The organism is Actinomycetospora termitidis (assembly GCF_030286555.1).
Lineage (GTDB): Bacteria > Actinomycetota > Actinomycetes > Mycobacteriales > Pseudonocardiaceae > Actinomycetospora > Actinomycetospora termitidis.
Window position 1 is genome coordinate 790176 of record NZ_JASVWF010000001.1, and the last position, 23295, is coordinate 813470.

23 protein-coding genes are annotated in these 23295 nt (G+C 74.3%); 17 read left to right on the forward strand and 6 right to left on the reverse strand.

From position 1 onward, the window contains the following. Positions 1 to 12 precede the first annotated feature (12 nt). Positions 13 to 300: a UBP-type zinc finger domain-containing protein gene (locus tag QRT03_RS03830; protein WP_286051173.1), complete on the forward strand. Its 288-nt coding sequence runs from the start codon at positions 13 to 15 to the stop codon at positions 298 to 300. Positions 301 to 330: 30 nt separating this feature from the next. Here QRT03_RS03830 and QRT03_RS03835 read toward each other — a convergent pair whose 3' ends face one another. Then, a complete protein-coding gene (locus QRT03_RS03835; RefSeq protein WP_286051174.1) occupies positions 331 to 1473 on the reverse strand; it encodes a glycerophosphodiester phosphodiesterase family protein in 1143 nt (380 codons plus the stop codon). A 160-nt stretch (positions 1474 to 1633) separates the two neighbouring features. On the opposite strand from QRT03_RS03835, the gene purD reads away from it, so the two are divergent. The 5 genes from purD to QRT03_RS03860 are packed head-to-tail and all read left to right on the forward strand — an operon-like array spanning position 1634 to position 6917. Further along, the gene (purD, locus tag QRT03_RS03840) at positions 1634 to 2917 is read left to right on the forward strand and encodes a phosphoribosylamine--glycine ligase (RefSeq protein WP_286051175.1); all 1284 of its coding nucleotides are present in this window, start codon (positions 1634 to 1636) and stop codon (positions 2915 to 2917) included. A 31-nt stretch (positions 2918 to 2948) separates the two neighbouring features. Next, a complete protein-coding gene (locus QRT03_RS03845) occupies positions 2949 to 3392 on the forward strand; it encodes a hypothetical protein (RefSeq protein ID WP_286051176.1) in 444 nt (147 codons plus the stop codon). A gap of 6 nt (positions 3393 to 3398) precedes the next feature. Further along, positions 3399 to 4940 (forward strand): transglycosylase SLT domain-containing protein, encoded by a 1542-nt coding sequence (locus QRT03_RS03850; RefSeq protein WP_286051177.1) that lies wholly within the window; start codon positions 3399 to 3401, stop codon positions 4938 to 4940. A gap of 16 nt (positions 4941 to 4956) precedes the next feature. Continuing rightward, positions 4957 to 6123, forward strand: a complete 1167-nt coding sequence (locus QRT03_RS03855; RefSeq protein WP_286052041.1) for a pyridoxal phosphate-dependent aminotransferase — start codon at positions 4957 to 4959, stop codon at positions 6121 to 6123. 32 nt (positions 6124 to 6155) lie between these two features. Further along, a complete protein-coding gene (locus QRT03_RS03860; protein WP_286051178.1) occupies positions 6156 to 6917 on the forward strand; it encodes a potassium channel family protein in 762 nt (253 codons plus the stop codon). On the opposite strand, the gene QRT03_RS03865 is transcribed toward QRT03_RS03860, so the two are convergent. Then, complete coding sequence (locus QRT03_RS03865; protein WP_286051179.1) at positions 6914 to 7909, reverse strand: threonine aldolase family protein; 996 nt, start codon at positions 7907 to 7909, stop codon at positions 6914 to 6916. The genes QRT03_RS03860 and QRT03_RS03865 overlap by 4 nt on opposite strands. Before the next feature lie 17 nt (positions 7910 to 7926). On the opposite strand from QRT03_RS03865, the gene purB reads away from it, so the two are divergent. Genes purB through QRT03_RS03880 form a run of 3 tightly spaced genes read left to right on the forward strand, consistent with a single transcriptional unit; the run spans position 7927 to position 11040 of the window. Further along, entirely contained in the window at positions 7927 to 9345 is a 1419-nt protein-coding gene (purB, locus tag QRT03_RS03870) for an adenylosuccinate lyase (RefSeq protein WP_286051180.1), read from the forward strand. A gap of 11 nt (positions 9346 to 9356) precedes the next feature. Continuing rightward, on the forward strand, positions 9357 to 10256 hold the full coding sequence (locus tag QRT03_RS03875) for a phosphoribosylaminoimidazolesuccinocarboxamide synthase (RefSeq protein ID WP_286051182.1): 900 nt from the start codon (positions 9357 to 9359) through the stop codon (positions 10254 to 10256). 55 nt (positions 10257 to 10311) lie between these two features. Continuing rightward, complete coding sequence (locus QRT03_RS03880) at positions 10312 to 11040, forward strand: DUF2334 domain-containing protein (RefSeq protein ID WP_286051183.1); 729 nt, start codon at positions 10312 to 10314, stop codon at positions 11038 to 11040. 4 nt (positions 11041 to 11044) lie between these two features. Here the strand turns inward: QRT03_RS03880 and QRT03_RS03885 are convergent, their stop codons facing one another. Next, on the reverse strand, positions 11045 to 11707 hold the full coding sequence (locus QRT03_RS03885) for an MBL fold metallo-hydrolase (protein WP_286051184.1): 663 nt from the start codon (positions 11705 to 11707) through the stop codon (positions 11045 to 11047). A gap of 51 nt (positions 11708 to 11758) precedes the next feature. Here QRT03_RS03885 and purS point away from each other — a divergent pair, with 51 nt between their 5' ends. Together purS and purQ are read left to right on the forward strand one after the other, a co-directional pair. Continuing rightward, a complete protein-coding gene (gene purS / locus QRT03_RS03890; protein ID WP_286051185.1) occupies positions 11759 to 12007 on the forward strand; it encodes a phosphoribosylformylglycinamidine synthase subunit PurS in 249 nt (82 codons plus the stop codon). Next, the gene (gene purQ / locus QRT03_RS03895; protein WP_286051186.1) at positions 12004 to 12681 is read left to right on the forward strand and encodes a phosphoribosylformylglycinamidine synthase subunit PurQ; all 678 of its coding nucleotides are present in this window, start codon (positions 12004 to 12006) and stop codon (positions 12679 to 12681) included. Before purS ends, purQ begins: the two co-directional genes overlap by 4 nt. Here the strand turns inward: purQ and QRT03_RS03900 are convergent. Then, positions 12665 to 13258, reverse strand: coding sequence for a hypothetical protein (locus QRT03_RS03900; RefSeq protein ID WP_286051187.1), 594 nt, complete (start codon positions 13256 to 13258; stop codon positions 12665 to 12667). The genes purQ and QRT03_RS03900 overlap by 17 nt on opposite strands. A 272-nt stretch (positions 13259 to 13530) precedes the next feature. Here QRT03_RS03900 and purL point away from each other — a divergent pair, with 272 nt between their 5' ends. Continuing rightward, positions 13531 to 15822, forward strand: a complete 2292-nt coding sequence (purL, locus tag QRT03_RS03905; RefSeq protein ID WP_286051188.1) for a phosphoribosylformylglycinamidine synthase subunit PurL — start codon at positions 13531 to 13533, stop codon at positions 15820 to 15822. A 76-nt stretch (positions 15823 to 15898) separates the two neighbouring features. Here the strand turns inward: purL and QRT03_RS03910 are convergent, their stop codons facing one another. Continuing rightward, positions 15899 to 16561, reverse strand: a complete 663-nt coding sequence (locus tag QRT03_RS03910; protein WP_286051189.1) for an SGNH/GDSL hydrolase family protein — start codon at positions 16559 to 16561, stop codon at positions 15899 to 15901. 22 nt (positions 16562 to 16583) lie between these two features. Between QRT03_RS03910 and QRT03_RS03915 the strand changes: the two genes are divergently transcribed. The 5 genes from QRT03_RS03915 (at position 16584) to purM (ending at position 23029) form a co-directional block, all read left to right on the forward strand. Further along, entirely contained in the window at positions 16584 to 16973 is a 390-nt protein-coding gene (locus QRT03_RS03915; RefSeq protein WP_286051190.1) for a sterol carrier family protein, read from the forward strand. 79 nt (positions 16974 to 17052) lie between these two features. Continuing rightward, positions 17053 to 17853, forward strand: a complete 801-nt coding sequence (locus QRT03_RS03920; protein ID WP_286051191.1) for an SAM-dependent methyltransferase — start codon at positions 17053 to 17055, stop codon at positions 17851 to 17853. Next, the gene (locus QRT03_RS03925) at positions 17846 to 20236 is read left to right on the forward strand and encodes a putative bifunctional diguanylate cyclase/phosphodiesterase (protein WP_286051193.1); all 2391 of its coding nucleotides are present in this window, start codon (positions 17846 to 17848) and stop codon (positions 20234 to 20236) included. The genes QRT03_RS03920 and QRT03_RS03925 overlap by 8 nt, the downstream gene beginning before the upstream one ends. 109 nt (positions 20237 to 20345) lie before the next feature. Continuing rightward, positions 20346 to 21965, forward strand: coding sequence for an amidophosphoribosyltransferase (gene purF / locus QRT03_RS03930; protein WP_286051194.1), 1620 nt, complete (start codon positions 20346 to 20348; stop codon positions 21963 to 21965). Then, entirely contained in the window at positions 21962 to 23029 is a 1068-nt protein-coding gene (gene purM, locus QRT03_RS03935; RefSeq protein ID WP_286051195.1) for a phosphoribosylformylglycinamidine cyclo-ligase, read from the forward strand. Before purF ends, purM begins: the two co-directional genes overlap by 4 nt. A 46-nt stretch (positions 23030 to 23075) precedes the next feature. Here the strand turns inward: purM and QRT03_RS03940 are convergent, their stop codons facing one another. Beyond that, positions 23076 to 23294 carry a hypervirulence associated TUDOR domain-containing protein gene (locus tag QRT03_RS03940; protein ID WP_286051196.1) on the reverse strand — a complete coding sequence of 73 codons (219 nt, stop codon included), beginning with the start codon at positions 23292 to 23294 and terminating at the stop codon, positions 23076 to 23078. Position 23295 lies beyond the last annotated feature (1 nt).

The window sequence follows — 23295 nt, forward strand, 5'->3', positions numbered from 1 at the left end:
TAGCCTGGACGGGTGGGCGCCTGTGAACACCTCATCGCTTCGAAGGACGTCGACCCACCGGTCCCGGACGTCGAACGCGGGGCGCCGGGGCTGATCTGCCCGGACTGCCACGAGGCCGGGTACGACGTCTGGGCGCACCTGCGGATGTGCCTCACCTGCGGGCACGTCGGCTGCTGCGACTCCAGCCCGTACCGGCACGCGTCGGCCCACTTCACCGACAGCGGGCACGCGGTGATGGAGTCGTTCGAGCCCGGCGAGTCCTGGCGCTGGTGCTACCTGGACCGTCGGTTGCTTCCCTAGAGGTGGCCTTCGGCCTCGTGAGGGGCGAACCTACGACCAGGCGGCGATCGCGGTGTCCGGGTTGTCGCTGAACAGGCCCTCGATCCCGAGCGCGCGGTACTGCGCGTACTCGCCGAACGCGTCGCCGTAGGTCGACTTCGGGGCACCTGGCGCATTCCGCTGCTGGGGCGGCGGGAGGAACTCGTTCTCGTTGCGGAACGTGTAGGGCATCGTCCTCAACCCGGCGGCCCGCGCGTCGCCGGCCAGCGTCGTCGGCACCCCGGTCGGGGCGATCACCCGCTCCTTCGTCGGGCCGATCCACGTCGCGTAGGTCGCGACCTCCTGCAGCCCGCGGGCCGAGACGAGGTCGTCGAAGGTGCGCGGGTCGCGGGCGGCGACGAAGTCGGCCGGTGCCTTGTCGCCCGAGTCGACGAGCTGCAGCAGCGGGCAGGCGACCTGGGACTTCAGCGCCTTGAGGTTCGCCACCTCGAACGACTGGATGATCACCTGCGGGTCCTCCGCCAGCCCGCGGCGGCGCAGCACCTCCACCAGCGCGGGCTCGACCGGCACCCCGACCGACGCGTGCCACGTCGAGTGCTTGACCTCCGGGAGGACCCCGACGCGCCGGTTCAGCTCCCGGGACAGCTCGTCGAGCAGGTCCAGGACCTCGTCGAAGGTGAGCAGCGGGTCGCGGCCGTCGTAGAGCGTGTTGTGCGGCCGGGTGGCGGGGATGCGCTCGACCGCGCGGAGGGTCTTCAGCTCGGCCAGGGTGAAGTCGACCGTGAACCAGCCGTCGTAGGAGGTGCCGTCGATGACGACGGTCCGGCGGCGGTTCGCGAACTCCGGGTGCCGTGCGACGTCCGTGGTGCCGCCGATCTCCGGCTCGTGCCGGGCGACGAGCTTCCCGTCCTTCGTCGAGCACAGGTCGACGTCGACCGCGTCCGCGCCCATCCGCGCGGCCAGCGAGTACGACGATGCCGTGTGCTCCGGCCGGTAGCCCGACGCGCCGCGGTGCCCGACGATCGTCACCTGGCCTCGTCCGGACGGAGGCTGCCCGGGTTGGGGCGCCGCGGCCGGCGTCGACGTGCCCGTTGCCGGCGCGGCCGCGGGCGCGCTGTCCGAGCACGCGGCGAGACCCGCGGCCGCGGCGAGTCCTCCGGCGGTGGTGAGCGCGGCACGTCGCGAGAACGGCATGCGCGCGATGGTTTCCCGACGGCGGGTGGCGCCGCCACCCGGGGTGGGTGAACACCGGGTGCGGGCGCGAGGGCCGGGTCGAGCGAGCACCTGCGGTCGGGCCCGGGGCCGGAGGACCGCCGAGGGTGCTCGCTCGCGCCGGGCCGTAGGGTCGGCCCCCGTGCGCGTCCTGGTCATCGGGTCCGGAGCCCGCGAACACGCCCTGCTGCTCGCCCTGGCGGCCGACCCGGCGGTGACGGCGCTCGCCGCGGCCCCCGGCAACGCCGGCACCGCGGCCGTGGCCGAGCACCCCGGTCTGGCCGACCCCCTATCGGCGTGCTCAGGCTCATTGTCGGGAGCCACGGCGGTGGTGGACCTGGCCCGGCGGTGGCGGGCCGACCTCGTCGTCGTCGGGCCGGAGGCGCCGCTGGTCGCGGGCGTCGGTGACGCGCTGCGCGAGGCCGGGATCCCGTGCTTCGGGCCGTCGGCGGAGGCGGCGCGGATCGAGGGGTCGAAGGCGTTCGCGAAGGACGTCATGGCGGCGGCCGGGGTGCCGACGGCGCGCTCCGAGGTCGTGGACGGGCCCGCCCACCTCGACGCCGTGCTCGCGCGGTTCGACGCGCCGTGGGTGGTGAAGGACGACGGGCTCGCGGCCGGCAAGGGCGTGCTGGTCACGGCCGAGTACGACGACGCCCGGGCCCACGCGATGGCGGTGCTGGAGGCGGGGCACCCGGTGCTGGTCGAGTCGTTCCTCGACGGGCCCGAGGTGTCGCTGTTCTGCTGCGTCGACGGCACCGACGTGGTGCCGCTGCTGCCCGCGCAGGACTCGAAACGGCTCGGCGACGGCGACGTCGGCCCGAACACCGGCGGGATGGGCGCCTACGCGCCGCTGCCGTGGGCGCCGGACGGGCTGGTGGACGACGTCGTCGCGACCGTCGTGCGGCCGGTCGCCGAGGAGATGGCGCGACGCGGCACCCCGTTCTCGGGCCTGCTGTACGCGGGGCTGGCGCTGACCTCGACGGGCCCGCAGGTCGTGGAGTTCAACTGCCGGTTCGGCGACCCGGAGACGCAGGCGGTGCTGGCGCTGCTGCGGTCGTCGGCGTCGTCGTTGCTGCTCGCGACGGCGACCGGCCGACTGAGCGCCGAGCCCGCCCCGACGTGGGCGGAGGGCTACGCCGTGACGGTGGTCGTGGCCGCCGAGGGCTATCCGGGGGCGGTGCGCACCGGCGAGGTGATCATCGGGACCGACGGCGACGGCGTGCTCCACGCGGGCACCCGGCGCCGGGACGACGGGGCGGTGGTCTCGGCGGGCGGCCGGGTCCTGTCGGTCGTGGGGACCGGCGCCTCGCTGGAGGACGCCCGCGCCGACGCCTACCGCCGGATCGACGGCATCCGGCTGCCCGGGGCGCACTGGCGCACCGACATCGGGCTCGCGGCGGTGGAGGGCCGGGTCGCGGTGGGGTGAGCTCGCCTCCCGGGACGTCAGCAGTGCGGCCATGCTGACGCTGGACGTCACGATCATGGGTGGTATGCCGAGGCCCTCGCGGGATCTCCGGAACGACCACCACGTCGTGCGGCACCGACCTAATCTCCTGCGCATGCCCGACGTCGTCTACGGCACCGCCGCCCTCGAGCAGGCGCGCTCCGAGGTGGCCACGCACGCGCGTCGTCTCCCGGCCCTCGCGGACCTGCTGGGCCCGGCGGGGCAGTCGTCGGGGGTCGGTGGGCTGCGCTCGGCGGGGCTGCTGGCGGGGGCGCTCGCGGACTGTCGTGCCGCGCTGGAGACCGAGCTGACCGCGGGCGGCGCACGCCTCGACGAGACCGACCGTGCTCTCGACGCCACGCTGCGCTCCATGCAGGCCGCCGAGACCGACACCGCCGGATCGCTGGGCGCCCGGTCGTTCGCCTCGGGGGCGCGGGGCTTCGCGGCACTCGGGTAGGCGCACGTGGCCGGCTGGGGGTACGACGTCGTGGGCGCGCTCGACGCGACACCCGGCACCGAGGAGCTCCGGGCGGTGGCGGCGCGGGTGGACCGGGTCGACACCGGCGCGCTCGCCGATCTCGCCCGTCGCTACGCCTCGCTGGCCGACGGGATGGAGAGCTCCGTGCGGGCGGTCGCGGGCCGTGGGGACGGGGTGGCCGAGGCGTGGCAGGGCCCGGGCGCCGACGCGTTCGCCCGGTACACCGCCGACTTCGCCCGCGCGGGCAGCGGCACCGGTGACGCCACCCGCCGCATCCAGGGCGAGCTCGCCGACCTCGGCCGCACCCTCGCGGGGCTGCGCGAGGAGGTCGCGGGGCACGTGTCGGACGCGCTCGACCTCGCGGCGGCCCGCCCCGAGCAGGTCCGCAGCGCCGTCGCCGCCCCCACCGCCCGGGCGCAGGAGGCCCTGGAACGGGCCGAGGTGGAGGTCGCCGAGTGCGCCCGCCGACTCCGTGGCATCGCCGACGGCGCCACCGGGTTCTCCCGTCTGCGCTCCCCGGACGCGGGGGTGATGTCGGCGTCGTCCGGTGCCGGCGCCCGCTGGACCGACCGGCAGGGCGCCACCATCGGCGCCGACGAACCCGTCCGGGCCGCTCGCATCCTCGACGGCGGGTCGGACGACTCCGGGGGCTCGGACGACGGCGGGTCCGGTGACGGCCGGGGTTCGCGCGCCGACGCGGCCGACCCCGGCAACGGGGGCCGCTACGACACCGACTCCGATGCGGGCGGCGGGGACGACTCCTCGGATTCCGATTCCGGTGGAAGCGGTTCTGGGGCGGGTGGTGGCTTGGAGGGCGCGGACGCGGCGGACGCCTCGAATTCCGATTCCGGTGGAAGCGGTTCCGGGGCGGGTGGTGGCTCTGAGGGCGCGGGTGGCAGGGGCGACTCGGATTCCGATTCCGGTGGAAGCGGTTCCGGGGCGGGTGGTGGCTCGGAGGACGCGGGTGCGGGGGACGGTTCGGATTCCGATTCCGGTGGAAGCGGTTCTGGGACGGGTGGTGGCTCGGAGGGCGCGGGCGCGGGGGACGGCTCGGATTCCGATTCCGCTGGAAGCGGTTCTGGCCCGGACGCCGCCGCGAAGGACGACGGCGGCGCCGCCGAGAACGGCGACGACGGCAGCACCACCGGCACCGCCCCGTCGTCGGGACGGGGTGGCGTCCAGGACTGGATCCGCGAGGCGACCGCGATCCTCGCCGAGAACGGCGTCGACCCCGACAAGATGAAGGCCGACGACATCGCGACGATCATCGAGCACGAGTCCGGGGGCGACCCGGACGCGGTGAACGACTGGGACTCGAACGCCGACAAGGGCACGCCGTCGAAGGGCCTGATGCAGACGATCGGCCCGACGTTCGAGGCGAACAAGCTGCCGGGCCACGGGAACATCACCGATCCGGTCGACAACATCATCGCCGCGGTGCGCTACGCCATCAAGCGGTACGGATCGGTCGGCGAGGTCCCCGGGGTGGAGGCGGTCGCGCGCGGGGACTCGTACGTGGGGTACTGATGGCGGCGTGACCACGATGCGCCGCCCGTCCGCCCGCGCCCAGGTCCCGCCGTTCCACGTGATGGACGTGTGGGCGGCCGCGACGGAGCGGGCCCGCACCCACGGCGACCTGGTCAACCTCTCGGCGGGGCAGCCGTCGACCCCCGCTCCGGTCGACGTGCGCCGGGCCGCGAACGACGCCCTGGAGAACCACATCCTCGGCTACTCGGGCTCGCTCGGGATCCCGGAGCTGCGTGAGGCCATCGCGGCGCACCACCGCCGTCGCTACGGCGACGAGGCGGTCACGGCCGACGACGTCGTCGTCACCACCGGGGGCTCGGGCGGGTTCCTGCTCGGCTTCATGGCCGCGTTCGACCCCGGCGACACCGTGGTCCTCGCCCGCCCCGGCTACCCCTGCTACCGCAACATCCTGGCGAGCCTGGGCTGCGACGTCGTCGAGCTGTCCTGCGGCGAGGAGACCCGGTTCCAGCCGAGCGTCGCCATGCTGGACGCGCTCGACGAGCCGCCGGCCGGGCTGATCGTCGCGAGCCCCGCCAACCCGACCGGCAGCGTCATCGAGCCCGACGAGCTCGCCGCCCTCGCGCGCTGGTGCGACGAGCACGGCACGCAGCTGATCAGCGACGAGATCTACCACGGCATCGAGTACGGGACCGGCCCCGCGACGGCGTCCGCGTGGAGCACCAGCCACGAGGCGGTCGTCGTCACCAGCTTCTCGAAGTACTGGTCCATGACGGGGTGGCGGCTGGGCTGGTTGCTCGTGCCCGAGCGGCTGCGACGGGCCGTCGACGTGATCTCGGGGAACTTCACCGTCTGCGCGCCGGTGCCGGCGCAACTCGCAGCGCTCGGCGCCTTCACGGACGCGTCCTACGCCGAGGCGGACGCCCACGTCGAGCGCTACGCGATCAACCGGCAGCTGCTGCTCGAGGGGCTGCCGCGGATCGGCATCACGCGGCTCGCCCCGGCCGACGGCGCGTTCTACGTCTACGCCGACGTCGGCCACCTGACCGACGACACCCTCGCCTTCGGGCAGCGCATCCTCGCCGAGACGGGGGTGGCGGTGGCCCCGGGGATCGACTTCGACCCGGTCGAGGGGCACACCTGGATCCGGCTCTCGTTCGCGGGTTCCACCGACGCCGTCCGCGAGGCCCTCGACCGGCTCGGCGGCTGGATCCCGACCCTCTAGGACATTCCCGACGACGCCCGTACGCTGCGGCGATGCAGGAGCCCGACGAGCCGCGGGTCGAGGCCTGGGAGCGCCGCACCGACGTGCCGCTGACGATCGTCGGGCTCGCCTACCTCGTGGTCTACGCGGTGCAGGTCCTCGCCTTCCGCGGCAGTGACCCCGGATGGTTCGCCCTGGACGTCGTGCTCTGGGTGATCTGGGGCGTGTTCGTGGTCGACTTCGTCGGCCGGCTGGTCCTGGCCCGGCGGAAGTGGCGATTCATCGGCCGTCACCCGTTCGACCTGCTCGTCGTGGCCGCGCCGTTCTTCCGCTTCCTGCGGCTGCTGCGCCTGGTCGCGGTGGTCTCCTCGCTGGCGCGGGTGCTGCGCGACGACTTCCGGGGCCGGGTCGGGAGCTACCTCCTCGTGTCGGTGTCGCTCATCGGCTTCGTCGCGGCCCTGGCCGTCTACGAGGTGGAGCGGGACGCACCGGAGGCGTCGATCACCAGCTTCGGCGAGGCCGTCTGGTGGGTCCTGACGACGATCACGACGGTCGGCTACGGCGACCGGTACCCCGTCACGACCGAGGGCCGCTTCGTCGCCGCGGGACTGATGCTCGGCGGGATCGCGATCCTCGGCACGGTGACGGCGGCGATCGCGACGTGGTTCCTCGAGCAGGTCGGCGCCCGCGACGCCTCCGAGGCCCTGCACCCGGCCGGACCGACCGAGACGGAGCTGCTGATCGCCGAGGTCCGGGCGCTGCGGGCGCGGATCGACGAGCTCGATACCCGCCCGCACGCCGGCGCTCCCGACTAGGGCACCGGCAGCCCGGCGACTCGTTCCAGCACCGTCTCGACGTCGGCCCGCGAGACGTCCCGGTGCGTCACGAACCGCACGCCCGGCCCGAACGGCACCGCCGCGACGCCGACGTCGGCGAGCTTCCCGACGACGGGTCCGGGCGCGTCCGTCGTCACGAGCACGATGTTCGTGTCCGGCGTCGACACCGGCCACCCCTGCTCCCGCAGGCCGTCCGCGAGCAGCGTCGCGTGCTCGTGGTCGGCGGCCAGGTCGGCGATCTGCTCCAGGGCGACGAGCCCCGCCGCCCCGACCACGCCGCCCTGCCGGATGCCGCCGCCGAGCATCTTGCGCAGCCGCCACGCCGCGGACACGAACTCCGCCGAGCCGGCCACCACCGAGCCCATCGGTGCGCCGAGCCCCTTCGACAGGCAGACCGACACGGTGTCCACGCCGGCGACGAGCGACGCGACCGGCACGTCGAGCGCCACCGCCGCGTGCCACACGCGTGCCCCGTCGAGGTGCACCCGCAGCCCCGCCGAGCGGGCCGCCTCGACCAGCGCGGTGTGCTCCCCGACCGGGGTCACCGCACCGCCCCCGGCGTTGTGCGTGTTCTCCAGGCACAGCAGCCGCGAGCGCAGCCCGAAGTAGGGCGACGCCCCGCCCGCGGAGCGCAGCACGTCCGCGGGTTCGGGCCGCACCGGCAGCGGCGTCGGCAGGCCACCCGCGAGCCAGGCCGACGTCCCCAGCTCGGCCTCCAGCACGTGCGCCCCGGCCGGCGCGAGGAACCGGTCACCGCGCTCGAGGTGGTACATCAGCGCGATGGCGTTGGCCATGCAACCGGTCGGGGTCCACAGCGCCGCCTCGACGCCGAGCAGGTCCGCCACGCGGGACTGCAGCGCGGCCAGGGTCGGGTCGCCGTCGAGGACGTCGTCGCCCACCGGAGCTGAGGCCATCGCCTCGCGCATCGCGTCGGAAGGCTTCGTCACGGTGTCGGAGCGCAGATCGAGCACGCTTCTATCGTGGTCCCGTGATCCCGAACGTGCTCGCCGCCCGCTACGCCTCGCCCGCCCTGCGCGACCTGTGGTCGCCCGAGCGCAAGGTCGTCCTCGAGCGCGAGCTGTGGCTGGCGGTGCTCACGGCGCAGCGGGACCTGGGGATCGACGTGCCGGACGGGGTGCTGGAGGACTACCGCCGGGTGATCGACACGGTCGACCTCGACTCCATCGCCGCCCGCGAGCGCACCACCCGCCACGACGTGAAGGCCCGCATCGAGGAGTTCGACGACCTCGCGGGCCACCAGCACGTGCACAAGGGCATGACGAGCCGCGACCTCACCGAGAACGTCGAGCAGCTGCAGGTCCGGGACTCGCTCCGCCTGGTGGCGGACAAGACGGTCGCGGTGCTCGCGCGCCTGGCCCGTCGCGCCACCGAGTACTCGGACACGGTCATGGCGGGTCGCAGCCACAACGTCGCCGCGCAGGCCACGACCCTGGGCAAGCGGTTCGCCAGCGCCGCCGACGAGACCCTGGTCGCCCACCGGCGCCTCGTCGAGCTGATCGCCCGCTACCCGCTGCGCGGGATCAAGGGCCCGGTCGGCACCGCCCAGGACATGCTCGGCCTGCTCGACGGCGACGCGACCAAGCTCTCCGAGCTCGAGCGGCGCACCGCCGAGCACCTCGGGTTCGCCGAGGTCCTCACCAGCGTCGGCCAGGTCTATCCGCGATCCCTCGACCACGACGTGCTCTCGGCGCTCGTCCAGCTCGCCGCCGGGCCGTCGTCGCTCGCCACGACGATCCGGTTGATGGCCGGGCAGGAGCTCGTCACCGAGGGGTTCCAGGCCGGGCAGGTCGGCTCCAGCGCGATGCCGCACAAGATGAACACCCGCTCCTGCGAGCGGATCAACGGCTTCGCCATCGTGCTGCGCGGCAACGCGTCGATGGTCGCCGAGCTCGCCGGCCACCAGTGGAACGAGGGCGACGTCTCGGACTCGGTGGTCCGCCGCGTGGCCCTGCCGGACGCCTTCTTCGCGATCGACGGCCTGCTCGAGACCTTCCTGACGGTGCTCGACGAGTTCGGCGCCTACCCCGCCGTGATCTCCCGCGAGCTCGACCGCTACCTGCCCTTCCTCGGGACGACGGCCGTGCTCATGGCGGCGGTCCGCGCCGGCGTCGGCCGCGAGACCGGCCACGAGATCATCGGCGAGCACGCCCGCGCGGTGGCCCTGGACATGCGGGAGAAGGGCATCGAGCGCAACGATCTGCTCGCCCGGCTCGCCGGTGACTCCCGGCTCGGTGTGTCCGAGACCGACCTCGACGCCGCCGTCGCCGACCCGGCCGCGTTCGTCGGGGCCGCCGGCGCGCAGGTCGCCGCGATCGTCGAGCAGGTCGGGCGGATCGTGGCCGACGCCCCCGAGGCGGCGGCGTACACCCCGGGCCGCATCCTCTAGCGTTGCCGCCCGTGGTGAGCCTGGCCGACTACCCGCACCTGGCGTCCGGGAAGGTCCGCGACCTGTACGCGGTCGACGACGAGACGTTGCTGCTGGTCGCCTCCGACCGGATCTCGGCCTTCGACCACGTGCTCGACACCCCGATCCCGGACAAGGGACGGGTCCTGACGGCGTTGTCGGTCTTCTGGTTCGGGCTGCTCGGCGGCCCCGACGCCGCGACCCCGCCGGTGGCCCACCACCTGGTCGCCGCGCGGGACGAGCGCATCCCCGAGGAGGTCCGCGGGCGGGCCCTGCTGGTGCGCCGCCTGGAGATGGTTCCCGTCGAGTGCGTGGCCCGCGGCTACCTCGCCGGGTCGGGCACGGTCGACTACCGGGCGACCGGCGCCGTGTGCGGGGTCGAGCTGCCGGACGGGCTCACCGAGGCCTCGATGCTGCCCCGCCCGATCTTCACCCCGGCGACGAAGGCCGCGGTCGGCGAGCACGACGAGAACGTCAGCTTCGAGTTCGTGGCCGAGCAGGTCGGGCGGGAGCTGGCCGGGGCCCTGCGGGACGCGACGCTGGCCGTCTACGCGCGGGGGTCGGCCTACGCGGCCAGCCGGGGGATCATCCTCGCCGACACCAAGCTGGAGTTCGGTCGCGACGGCTCCGGGGCGCTGGTGCTCGGCGACGAGGTGCTCACCCCCGACTCGTCGCGGTTCTGGCCCGCCGACTCCTACGCACCCGGCCACCCGCAGCCCAGCTTCGACAAGCAGTACGTCCGCGACTGGCTGACCTCCGCCGAGTCCGGCTGGGACCGGCACTCCGGCGAGGCCCCGCCCCCGCTGCCGGAGAAGGTCGTCGAGGCCACCCGCGACCGCTACGTCGAGGCGTACACCCGCATCACCGGTCAGCAGTGGCCCCCCGCTCTTTGACGCGGCTGCACACGGAGTTCACCTGCCGACAACGTCGGTGGGGCTTGATGGTCTGGTGCGACTCCTCGTGTCGGTCACCGGCCTCGCCCCCGGCGCCCCGCTCGGCTCGGCGGTGGCCCTCTGCGACGCCCTCGACGAGCGCCGGATCCCGCTGACCCTGCTGCTCGGGCCCCGCCCGCACCCCGAGGTCACCGCCTTCGCCGCGGCCCGCCGTCGCGCCGGCGACGCGGTCCTGCTGCACGGCTTCCGGTCCGTGCACGACCCCCTGATCCCCCGTCGCTCCGCTCGCCCCGGCGTCCGCCCCTACCGCCGTCTCCCCGTCCTCGAGGCCCGGCTGCGTCTCGCCGGGGCGTCCCGCTCCGCCGAGGCGCTCGGCCTCGCCGTCGACGGGTTCGCCGCCCCCGGCTGGGCGGCCTCGGCCGGGACCCGCCGGGCGCTCGCCGAGGCGGGCCTGGACCTGCTCCTCGACGACGCCGGCGTGCACCGCCTCGGCCCCGGCGGGGTCCCGACGGCCGGTGTGGCCGGTCCCGTCGTCGATCCCGGCCGCCCCGGACGCGCCCCGCTGCGGACGCGACTGACCCGCACCCGACGTCCGGACGTCGCAGCGGCGCTGACCCACCTGACGGTCGACCTGTCCGCGCCGGTCGGCCCCCTCCTGCACGCCGTCGACGCGACCCTGGCCGAGGGCGCGCTGCCCACCGCCGCCACGGACCTCGTCGGGAAGCGCCGCCGCCGGACCGCCGACGGCTCGGTCGACCCCGAGCTCTGGTCGACGACCGCGTAGCGCCCTACCGGACCGCCGTCACCTGCCCGCGCGGCAGGACCCGCACGTCGGTGGCCTCCGGGGAGAGCGAGTCGAACAGGCCGTAGTGCAGGTCGGGGTTGGCCAGCACGGCCTCGTGGATCGGCACCGCGATCGGCGGGGCGACGGCGCGAAGGTAGTCCACGGCCTCGGAGACCTTGAGCCACGGCGCGCCGGTCGGCAGGAGCAGCACGTCGACGCCCGCCGGAGCCGGCACGTACGCGTCCCCGGGGTGCATCACGGTGCCGCCCTCCGCCCGCAGGACGTAGCCGTTGTTCGCGATCACCGGGAGGTCCGGGTGGATCACCGCGTGCTCGCCGCGCTCCGCGCCCACCACCTCCACCTGCGTGCCCTTCACGGTGAACTCCTCGCCCGGCTCGTGGCGCGTGTGTGCGATGCCCTTCTCCCGCAGCACGTCGGCCGTGCCGGGATCGACGACGAGCTCGGCGTCCGGGTTCTGGTCGAGCAGCGCGGGCAGCTTCTCGACGTCGAGGTGGTCGAAGTGCTGGTGCGTGACCAGGATCGCGTCGAGGCCCTCCAGGGTCTGCCAGCTCTCGGAGAACACGCCGGGGTCGAGCAGGACACGGGCGGAGCCGGTGTCGACGACGACGCACGCGTGGCCGAGATGGACGAGTTCGGTGGCGCTCACGACCCCGGACTTCCCCCGGGGCGGCCACCGGCAACCCGGTACGGTTGACCCGTGCCCCGCGTGATCGTCGACGTCCTGCCGAAAGCCGAGATCCTCGACCCGCAGGGCCAGGCCGTCGCCCGCGCGATGGGCCGGCTCGGGGTGTCCGGGGTCGCCGACGTGCGGCAGGGCAAGCACTTCGTGCTCGACGTCGACGACTCGGTGGACGACGCCGAACTGGAGCGCATCGCGGAGACGCTGCTGGCCAACCCGGTGATGGAGGAGTGGGTCGTGCGTCGGGAGAGGAACAGCCAGCCGTGAGCGCGCGGATCGGGGTCATCACGTTCCCCGGCACCCTCGACGACGTCGACGCCGCCCGCGCGGTGCGCTACGCGGGCGCCGAGGCGGTCTCCCTGTGGCACCGCGACACCGACCTGCAGGCGGTCGACGCGGTCGTCGTGCCCGGCGGGTTCTCCTACGGCGACTACCTGCGCGCCGGCGCGATCGCGGCGCGCTCGCCGGTGATGGGCCCGGTCGTCGAGGCGGCGCGGGCCGGGCTCCCCGTGCTGGGTATCTGCAACGGGTTCCAGATCCTCTGCGAGGCGGGCCTGCTGCCGGGCGCGCTCGTCCGCAACAGCGGCCTGCGGTTCATCTGCCGCGAGATCCGGCTGCGGGTGGAGGCGGACACCGCCTGGACGGCCGGCTTCGAGGTCGGGTCGGCGATCACGGTGCCGCTGAAGTCCGGCGAGGGCCGCTACGTCGCCGACGAGGCGACCCTGGACCGTCTCGAGGGCGACGGACGCGTGGTCTTCCGCTACGCCGAGCCCGCTCCGAACGGGGCGCTGCGCGACATCGCCGGCGTCTGCTCCACCGACGGCCGCGTCGTCGGGCTGATGCCGCACCCCGAGCACGCGATCGACCCGCTGACGGGGCCCGGGGCGGACGGCCTGGGCCTGTTCACCTCGGTGCTCACCCGGCTCACGGCAGCAGCGTGACCCGCAGCTCCCAGAGGTCCGCGTAGATCATCAGCATCCGCCCGCCGAGGTGGAGCACGAGACCACGCATCTCGTCGGGGCGTTCCACGTGCCCGACGACGCGGTCGACGTCCTCGAGCGCGTCGCCCAGCACCTCGTCGAACGGGGCGCGCCGACCGACCGGGAGGCCCTCCTCGTCGTCGAAGGGGGCGGGCAGGAGCGGCACGACGGTGTCGCCCCGCGCCCCCGGCGCCACGGCCAGGACGATCTGCTCGTCGTCGGTGTCCTGCCCCGTCGCTCCGCTCGCCCCTGACCCGGCGAAGACGAACTCGAGCATGCCCTGCGACGGGTCGACGTAGCGGGCGACGCCCGCCGGGACGCGCCCCTCGACGTCGAGCCGGTGGCGCCGGACGGCGACGAGCTCGCGGTCGAGCACGAGGGACAGGGCGGCGAGCGGGTCGGCACGCGGGACGTCCGCCGTGTCGGCGGCGAGCACGGGCGCGGCGTCCGGAGCGGCGTCCGGCGACACCGACCCGACCCACTGCGCCCGCACGGCGGCGGCCCGCTGTGCGGAGGCGCTCACGGATGCTGCGGTCATGGGCACATCATGAACGGGGGGTCCGACAGTCACGGGGATGGCGCGACACGCCGCGCGGCGAACTCGCCGAGATGTCGTACTCGGGCCGTGAGCGGCCACTCGAACGACGGACACACGGAGCGACCGGGATGTGCGGTCGGTGACGTACGACGAGTGACCGGTCGAACACCGTGCGGGGCCCGGTTCAGCCCTTCGGGCCGTTTCGCTCGGCGCATCGGTGGGCAGGGTCACGGGCGCGGCGCCGGGCGGAGCGCGTCAGTAGGGTCGAACGCGTGACCGTTGCGGACCAGACGGGCAGGACCACCCTCGACACGGTCGCGAACGCCGCCGCGACCCCGGAGCAGGAGCAGCCCCACGCCGCGCTCGGACTGCGCGACGAGGAGTACGCCCGCATCCGCGAGATCCTCGGACGCCGGCCCACCGACGCCGAGCTCGCCATGTACTCGGTGATGTGGTCCGAGCACTGCTCCTACAAGTCCTCCAAGGTCCACCTCCGCCGCTTCGGCGAGACCACGACCGACGAGATGCGCCGCCACCTGCTCGCCGGGATCGGGGAGAACGCGGGCGTGATCGACGTCGGCGACGGCTGGGCGGTCACCTTCAAGATCGAGTCGCACAACCACCCGTCGTACGTCGAGCCGCACCAGGGCGCCGCCACCGGCGTCGGCGGCATCGTCCGCGACATCATGGCCATGGGCGCCCGGCCGGTCGCCGTCATGGACGGGCTGCGGGTGGGCCCGCTCGACGCCCCCGACACCGCCCGCGTGCTGCCCGGCGTCGTCTCCGGGGTCGGCTTCTACGGCAACTGCCTCGGCCTGCCCAACCTCGGCGGCGAGGTCGTCTTCGACCCGACCTACGCCGGGAACCCCCTGGTCAACGCGCTGTGCGTCGGCGTCCTGCGCACCGAGGACCTGCACCTGGCCTTCGCCTCGGGCGTCGGCAACAAGATCGTGCTGTTCGGCGCGCGCACCGGGCTGGACGGCATCGGCGGTGTCTCGGTCCTGGCGAGTGAGACGTTCGGGGAGGGGACCGGCCGCAAGAAGCTCCCGAGCGTCCAGGTCGGCGACCCGTTCGCCGAGAAGGTCCTCATCGAGTGCTGTCTCGAGCTCTACCGCGCCGGTCTCGTCGTCGGGATCCAGGACCTCGGCGGCGCCGGGCTCTCCTGCGCCACCAGCGAGCTCGCGAGCGCGGGCGACGGCGGCATGGAGATCGACCTCGACCAGGTGCACCTGCGCGCCGAGGGCATGACTCCGGCGGAGATCCTCTCCTCGGAGTCCCAGGAGCGGATGTGCGCCGTCGTCACCCCGGAGAACGTGGACGCCTTCATGGCGGTCTGCGAGCGCTGGGACGTCACGGCCCGCGTGATCGGTGAGGTCACCGACGGCGAGAACCTCCGCATCACCGCCGGCGGCGAGGTCGTCGTCGACGTCCCGCCGCGCACCGTCGCCCATGACGGCCCGGTGTACCAGCGGCCCTACGCCCGGCCCGCCGCGCAGGACGATCTCCAGGCCGCGACGACGGCGGGCCTGGCCCGGCCGTCGTCCGCGGCCGAACTCGCCGAGCAGGTCGTCCGGCTCGCCTCCTCCCCGCAGCTCGCCTCGCGGGAGTGGGTCACCGACCAGTACGACCGCTACGTCCGCGGCAACACCGCCGCCGCCACCCCCGCCGACGCCGGGGTGCTGCGCCTCGACGACGCGAGCGACCGCGGCATCGCGCTCGCCATCGACTGCAACGCCCGCTTCTGCCTGCTCGACCCCCGCGAGGGCGCCCGGCTCGCGCTGGCCGAGGCCGTGCGCAACGTCGCCTCCTCCGGGGCGCGCCCCGTCGCGGTGTCCGACTGCCTGAACTTCGGCTCCCCCGAGGACCCCGCCGTGATGTGGCAGTTCGCCGAGGCCGTCGACGGCCTCGCCCAGGCCTGCGCCGAGCTCGGCATCCCCGTCACCGGCGGCAACGTCAGCTTCTACAACCAGACCGCGACGACGGCGATCCTCCCGACCCCCGTCGTCGGCGTCCTCGGGCTGGTCGACGACGTGCGCAAGGCGGTGCCGGCCGGCTTCGGAGCCCCCGGCGACGCGGTGTGGCTGCTCGGCGAGACCGCCGACGAGCTCGACGGCTCGGCCTGGGCCGGCGTCGTCCACGACCACCTCGGCGGACGCCCCCCGCGGTGCGACCTCGCCGTCGAGTCCCGCCTGGCGTCGGTCATGGCGCAGGGCGCGGCGCGCTCCCTGTTCTCCGGGGCGCACGACCTCTCCGACGGCGGGCTCGCCCAGGCCCTCGTCGAGTGCGCCGTCGGCTCGCGGGTCGGTGCCTCCGTGACCCTCCCGCCCGGGGACCTCGACCCCGCCGCAGCGCTGTTCTCCGAGTCGGCCGCCCGCATGCTGGTCTCGGTGCCGGCCGCCGCCGAGGCCGACCTCGCCCGGCTCTGCGTCGAGGCCGGCCAGCCCGCCGCGCGCCTCGGGGAGATCGGCGGAGACGCGCTCACGATCGCCGGCATCGACCCGCTCGACGTCGCCGAACTCGTCATCGCCCACACTGCGACGCTGCCCGCGGTGCTCGACGACTGACCTCCCGCGTCTGTCAGCACTGCGGCCATGCTGACGCTGGACGTCACATTCGCCGCAACGACGAGCGCGCGGCTGCTCAGCCGAGCGCCGCGATCCACGCCCGGGCGTGCCGCCGGTAGCCCAGGCGGTTCGGGTGCGCGAGGTCCGGCCCGAACTGCCACGGCCACATCCGGTGCGTCGCCGCCTCCAGCTCCACCGGGCGCAGCTCCGGGAACCCGGCGATCACCTCCCGGGCCACCGCGGCGAGCTCGATCCCGGCGCGGCGTGGGCGACCCCGCTGCAGGTCCGGGACGTCGGCGACCAACGAGCCCGCGGGGAGCGCGGCGCAGAGCGCGGTGAACGTCGCGCGGAACTCCTCCGGCGGCACCCCCTGCGCCGCGTCGTTCGTCCCGACACCGAGCGCCACCAGGTCGGCCTCCGGCAGCGCCGGCACCTGGTCGCGCAGGACGTCGGCCGCCGTCGCCCCGACCACCCCGAGACACACCACCCGTACCCGCCGTCGGGAACGGGCCTCCAGAGCGTCCGCCAGACGCCCGGCCCACGACGACGACGGGTCGGTCGACCCCATCCCCTGGGCGAGCGAGTCCCCGAGGGCCACCAGCGTCAGCGACCCCGGCGAGCGGCGCCGTCGGCGCCAGTAGGCGGCGTGGTCGGCCTCCATCGTCTGCGCGGCCACCAGGCCGCGCCCCCACGCCGCGAGCACCCCGAGGACGACGACTCCGAGCGCGCGGCGGATCACGGCGCCTACATTCACACACACCATGCCCAGCCGCCGTCCCCCCGAGCCCGCCGAGGTCCGTGCCGCCCTGCTGGCGGTCGTCGACTGGGTCGACGATCCCTCCGCGCCCGATCCACCACGTCCGGACCGTGCCGCTGCGGTGCGGTTGTCCCTCGCGGCGCTGGAGCAGGTCGCTCCCGGTCGCAGCGTCGAGGTTCGGGTTCCTCCATTCGGAGCAGTACACTGCGTTCATGGCCCCCGTCACACGCGTGGGACTCCACCCAACGTGGTGGAGACCGATCCGCGGACGTGGTGTGCCCTCGCGCTCGGCCGCCGCACCTTCGCGGACGCGCTCGCGTCCGGCGCCCTCTCGGCCTCCGGACACCGGGCCGGGCAGGTCGCCGCGTCGTTGCCGCTGGTCGACCCGCCCTGAGTCGCTCGTCCGGTCGAGCGACGCCGTCCGCAGGCGTGGCGAGGTCCGTATGCTCGCCCCGACGGAGGATGGTGACGGGGTGACGCGACCGGCTTGGGCTCCGCGGGAGGTCGACATCGACCGCCCCAGTGCCGCGCGCGTCTACGACTACTACCTCGGCGGCAGCCACAACTTCGCGGTCGACCGCGAGATGGCCCGGCAGGCCATCGCCGACTGGCCCGACCTGCCGCGCATCATGCAGGGCAACCGGGCCTTCATGCGGCGGGCGGTCCGCTACTGCGCCGCCCTCGGCATCGACCAGTTCCTCGACGTCGGGTCCGGCATCCCGACCGCGGGCAACGTCCACGAGGTCGCCCGCCTCGAGAACCCGGACGCCCGGGTCGTCTACGTGGACGTCGACCCGGTCGCGGTCGCGCACTCGGTCGCGCTGCTCGCCGACGACGACCGCACCGGTGTCGTCCAGGCCGACTTCAGCGACGTCGACGCCGTGCTCGGGGACCCGGTCACGCGCGGGATCCTCGACCTCGGGCGGCCGGTGGCCTTCCTCGCGGTGGCCCTGCTGCACTTCGTCCCGGACACCCGTGCCCCGAGGGACGTCATCGGCCGCTACCGCGACGCGCTGGCGCCCGGCAGCCACCTCGTCCTCAGCCACGCCACCGCCGACGGCGTCCCGGAGCGGGCCGTCGACCACGTCGCGCTCTACCGCCGGACGGACACCCCGATGTCGATGCGCCCGCACGCCGAGGTGCTGCGGTTCTTCGACGGGTTCTCCCTGGTGGAGCCCGGCCTGGTGTGGTTCTCCCTCTGGCGGCCGGACCACCCGGTCGGCGAGGGCGCGGAGCGGTTGCCGGGGTACGCGGGGGTGGGTCGCCGTGACTGAGATCTGGGCCCACTCCGACGCTCCCGGGCTCCCCGGGACCGCCGGACCACCCCGCCCGGCGGGGCCGCCGCGTTCCGCCGACCGTCGCCGGGCGGCCACCGTGCCGCCCCCGGGCCCTCCGGGGCCCGTCCGCCGGGCCGGGGAACCGGCCGCACCCGCCGTCGCGAAGGCCGACCCGGAGGCCGACCCGGAGGTCGCCTCGGCCGTCGTCGAGCTGTCGGCCGAGGACGACGCCGCGGTCGAGGTCCTCGCCCGCGAGTGGGCCGACGAGGTCGAGGGCACGAGCTACGTGCCGATGGGATCCGACGAGCTCGTCGAGTACCTCACCGAGATCAGCGTCGACCTGGTCGGGGCCCTGCGCACGCGGCCCGCCCGCACCGCCGCCGGCCACGACGCCGGTCGACGCCTCGTCCATGCCCACTTCACCGGCCCGTCGACCGTCGAGCGGACGTTGATGCTGCTCGGGGCTCGGCTCCCCGAGCTGCTCGGCGAGGACCTGCGGGAGGACGTGCTGGCCCTCGTCGGCGCCCTCGCCGCGGGCTACGCCACGACGCTGCGGGACCGGACGCTCGACGAGCAGGAGGCGATCCGCCGGGCGGTGATCGTCGCCCGGCACCAGACCGAGCAGGCGCTGCACGCGAGCGAGGCCCGGTTCCGCGCGATGTTCTACGAGGCCGCCATCGGCATCGGTCTCGGGGACATGCAGGGCCGCATCGTCGAGGTGAACCCCGCCCTCACCCAGATGTTCGGCTACACCGCCCAGGAGATGCGGCGGCTCACCGTCGGCGAGCTCGCCCACCCGGAGGACCTGCCGTCGGTGTGGGTGCTCTACGAGCGGCTGCTCGCCGGTGAGCTCGACAACTTCCGCATCGAGAAGCGGTTCTACCGCAAGGACGGCGAGGAGATCATCTGCAACCTGACGCTCTCGCTGGTCCGCGACGAGCGCGGGCGGCCCTCCTACCAGGTCGCCATGCTCGAGGACGTCACCGAGCGGCACGAGCTGCAGTCCCACCTCGAGTACCAGGCCTACCACGACACCCTGACGACGCTGCCCAACCGCGCGCTGTTCTCCGACCGGGTCGACCGGATCTTCTCGACGACGCCGGCGGGCTCGACGCGGCGCGTGGGGCTGTGCTTCCTCGACCTCGACGGCTTCAAGGCGGTCAACGACTCCCTCGGCCACGAGGTCGGCGACTCGATGCTCCAGGCGGTGGCCGACCGGCTGGCCGAGCAGGCCGCCGACGGCGAGCTCGTGGCCCGCATGGGCGGCGACGAGTTCGTCGTCCTGGTGGAGAACTCCCGCGGCGTCGAGCAGCTCGTGGACCTCGCCGAACGCGTCCTCGCCGCCCTCGCCGAGCCGCTCGAGCTCGCGGGCCAGGAGCTCGCGGTCTCCGCGAGCATCGGCATCGTCGAGCGACCCGTCGTCGGCGGGGACGCCTCGGAGCTCATGCGCGCGGCCGACATCACGCTCTACTCGGCGAAGGCGGACGGGCGGGGCCGGTGGGCGCTGCACGACCCGCACCGCGACGAGGCCGAGATCACCCGCTTCGCGCTCTCGGCCGCGATGCCGACCGCGATCGAGCGCGAGGAGTTCTTCGTCCTCTACCAGCCGCTGGTGTCGATGGCCGACCACGGCATGCGCGGGGTCGAGGCGCTCGTCCGCTGGCACCACCCGCGCCTGGGGGTGCTCGGCCCGGGTCGCTTCATCGGGCTGGCCGAGGAGACCGGGGCCATCGTCGCGCTCGGGCACTGGGTGCTGCGGCGGGCCTGCCGGGACGCGCGGCGCTGGTACGACGAGTTCGGCGACGACGCCCCCTTCGTCTCGGTCAACGTCGCCCCGCGCCAGCTGCACGAGCTCTCGCTGCTCGCCGACGTCGAGGCGGTCCTGGCCGAGACCGGGCTGCCGGCGCGCCTGCTGCAGATCGAGCTCACCGAGCGCGCGCTGACCACCGACGAGGGTGCTCCGCTCAAGACCCTCGACGGCCTGCGGGCGCTCGGCGTGCGGATCGCGATCGACGACTTCGGCACCGGGTACTCGAGCCTGTCCTACCTGCGCACCCTGCCGGTCGACGTCATCAAGCTCGACGGGTCGTTCGGCGAGCGGCTGCGCGCGGAGGACGTCTCCGACATCGTCGACGAGCGCATCGTCGGGACCCTGGTCGACCTCGGGCACGCGCTCGGGATGACGGTGTGCGCCGAGGGCGTCGAGACCTCCGCCCAGGCCGGCCGGCTCCGTCGCCTCGGGTGCGACGAGGGGCAGGGCTGGCTGTTCGCCGCGGCCCTGCCCCGCGAGGACATCGGGGACGTCCTGCGCGATCCGGACGCCCCGACCTGGCCGGGGCCGCGGGCGGTCGACGGACGGGCCACCTCCTCCGCGCCGTGAGGTCACGGTGTCGTCAGGCTCACCCCTCGTCGGCCGCGGCGGCTCCTCGTCGGGCCCCGACCCACGTATCGTGGGGGCGCGTCCCGCCCCCGTCTCGAGGAGCCCCTCGGTGGTCGTAGCCGATCCCGGTCCGTCGGCATCCGCACAGAAGGACGACGTCCCGCACGAGGAGTGCGGCGTCTTCGGGGTGTGGGCGCCCGGCGAGGAGGTCGCCAAGCTCACCTACTTCGGCCTCTTCGCCCTGCAGCACCGCGGGCAGGAGGCGGCGGGCATCGCCGTGTCCGACGGCCGGCAGATCGTCGTGTTCAAGGACCTCGGTCTCGTCAGCCAGGTCTTCGACGAGCAGACGCTGTCCTCGCTGCGCGGGTACATGGCCGTGGGCCACACCCGCTACTCGACGACCGGGTCGCCCACCTGGGAGAACGCCCAGCCGACGTTCCGAACGACGCCCGCGGGCACCGGTCTGGCCCTCGGCCACAACGGGAACCTCGTCAACACCGCCGAGCTCGTCGCCCGGCGGGCCGAGAGCTCGCCCTCCCGCGGCCGGGTGAGTGCGACCACCGACTCCGACGTCGTGACCGCCCTGCTCGCCGAGTCCGCGGCCGATCTCGGGGTCGAGGAGGCGGCGCTGCGCCTGCTGCCCGACCTCCGGGGTGCGTTCAGCCTCGCGTTCTGCGACGAGACCACGCTCTACGCCGCCCGCGACCGGCACGGTGTCCGCCCGCTGGTGCTCGGGCGCCTCGACCGCGGCTGGGTGGTCGCCTCCGAGACCGCGGCACTGGACATCGTCGGCGCCTCGTTCGTCCGCGAGGTCGAGCCCGGTGAGCTGCTCGCGATCGACGACGACGGGCTGCGCTCGTCGCGGTTCGCGGCGCCCGAACCCAAGGGCTGCGTCTTCGAGTACGTCTACCTCGCCCGCCCGGACACCTCGATCGCCGGCCGCGGGGTGCACTCCACCCGCGTCGAGATCGGGCGCAAGCTCGCCAAGGAGCACCCGGTCGAGGCCGACCTCGTCATCCCCGTCCCGGAGTCCGGCACGCCCGCCGCGGTCGGGTACGCCGAGGCGTCCGGCATCCCCTACGGCATGGGCCTGGTGAAGAACGCCTACGTCGGGCGCACCTTCATCCAGCCGTCCCAGACGATCCGCCAGCTCGGCATCCGGCTGAAGCTCAACCCGCTGCGCGAGGTCATCCGGGGCAAGCGCCTCGTGGTGGTCGACGACTCGATCGTGCGCGGCAACACCCAGCGCTCCCTGGTCCGCATGTTGCGCGAGGCCGGGGCGGTGGAGGTGCACGTCCGGATCGCCTCGCCGCCGGTGCGCTGGCCCTGCTTCTACGGCATCGACTTCGCCTCGCGGGCCGAGCTGATCGCCAACGGCCTGGACAACGAGGGCGTCCGCCGTTCGGTGGGCGCCGACAGCCTGGGCTACGTGTCGTCGGAGGGCCTGATCGCGGCCACCGAGCAGCCGCGGTCTCGCCTGTGCACCGCCTGCTTCTCCGGCGAGTACCCGATCCCCCTGCCGGAGGAGGCGATGGTGGGCAAGCACCTGCTCGAGGACGTCGACGGCACCGCCTGCGGCGACTCCGGCAACGTCGTGCACCAGAACGGGGCGCGCGCCGGGGTGCCGATGCCCAACACCCCGGACGGGACGAGCAACGCGCCCGTCCGGCTCCCGCTGTCGCGCACCACCCCCGGCTACGGCGCCGAGGACGCCCTCTCGCGCCCGTGACCGGGCCGGGAGCGGGCCCGGCGAGCTACGCCGAGGCCGGGGTCGACGTCGCCGCGGGCGAGCGGGCCGTCGAGCGGATCAAGCCCCTCGCCGCCGCCACCCGCCGTCCCGAGGTCATGGGCGGCATCGGCGGCTTCGCCGGGCTGTTCGCCCTCAAGACGGGGCGCTACACCGAGCCGCTGCTCGCCGCCTCGACCGACGGCGTCGGCACGAAGATCGCCGTCGCGCAGGCCGCGGACAAGCACGACACGGTCGGCCTCGACCTCGTCGCCATGGTCGTGGACGACCTCGTGGTGTGCGGCGCCGAGCCGCTGTTCCTGCAGGATTACCTGGCGATCGGCAAGCTCGACCCGGCCAAGGTCGAGTCGATCGTCTCGGGCATCGCGCAGGGCTGCCGGATCGCCGGGTGCGCCCTGCTCGGCGGGGAGACCGCGGAGCACCCCGGGGTCATGGAGCCGCACCACTACGACCTGTCGGCCACCGGTGTCGGGGTCGTCGAGGCCGACCGCGTGCTGGGCCCGGAGCGGGTGCGGGCGGGCGACCAGGTCATCGCCATGGCCTCGTCGGGCCTGCACTCCAACGGCTACTCGCTGGCCCGGCGGGTGTTGCTCGAGATCGGGCGGATGTCGCTGGACGGGCACGTCGAGGAGTTCGGCCACACGCTGGGCGAGGAGCTCCTGGTACCCACGCGCATCTACGCCCGCGACTGCCTCGCCCTCGCCGCCGAGACCGACGTGCGGACCTTCGCCCACGTCACCGGCGGCGGACTCACCGCCAACCTGGCGCGCGTCATGCCGAACGGGCTGCACGCCGACCTGGACCGGACCACCTGGACCCCGGCGCCGGTGTTCAAGCTCATCGCCGGCCGCGGCCGCGTGGAGCGGGCCGAGATGGAGGCGACGTTCAACATGGGCGTCGGCATGATCGCGATCGTCCCGCCGGACGACGTCGACCGTGCCCTCGCCGTGCTCACCGCACGCCACGTGCCCGCGTGGGTGCTGGGCGAGGTCGTCCGCGGGGAGATCCCCGGCGCCACGCTCTACGGCGACCACCCACGATTCTGAGCACTCCTGACGACGGGTCCGGCGCACGGACCCGTCGTCGGGAACGTCAGGCGCTCTTCAGCTCGCTGTGGAGCTTGAGCACCCGCTGGCCGTCGTCCTGCTTCAGCACGTACGCCGGATTGTCGTCGGTGCCGTTGCGCGTCTGCTTCTTGCCGTCGATCTGACGCTCGACCCGCTCGGTGTGGACCTCGGCGACCTCCGCCTCGCCCTCACCGTTACCCCAGTTCCACTTCACGTGGTCACCCTTGCTGAACGCCTTCGCCATC

Coding starts and splice junctions, on each gene's coding strand:
- QRT03_RS03835 (WP_286051174.1), bottom strand. CDS start 1,473: ATGCCGTTCTCGCGACGTGCCGCGCTCACCACCGCCGGAGGACTCGCC.
- QRT03_RS03845 (WP_286051176.1), top strand. CDS start 2,949: ATGCTGACGCTGGACGTCACGATCATGGGTGGTATGCCGAGGCCCTCG.
- QRT03_RS03855 (WP_286052041.1), top strand. CDS start 4,957: ATGCGCCGCCCGTCCGCCCGCGCCCAGGTCCCGCCGTTCCACGTGATG.
- QRT03_RS03860 (WP_286051178.1), top strand. CDS start 6,156: ATGCAGGAGCCCGACGAGCCGCGGGTCGAGGCCTGGGAGCGCCGCACC.
- QRT03_RS03900 (WP_286051187.1), bottom strand. CDS start 13,258: ATGACCGCAGCATCCGTGAGCGCCTCCGCACAGCGGGCCGCCGCCGTG.
- QRT03_RS03915 (WP_286051190.1), top strand. CDS start 16,584: ATGCCCAGCCGCCGTCCCCCCGAGCCCGCCGAGGTCCGTGCCGCCCTG.
- QRT03_RS03940 (WP_286051196.1), bottom strand. CDS start 23,294: ATGGCGAAGGCGTTCAGCAAGGGTGACCACGTGAAGTGGAACTGGGGT.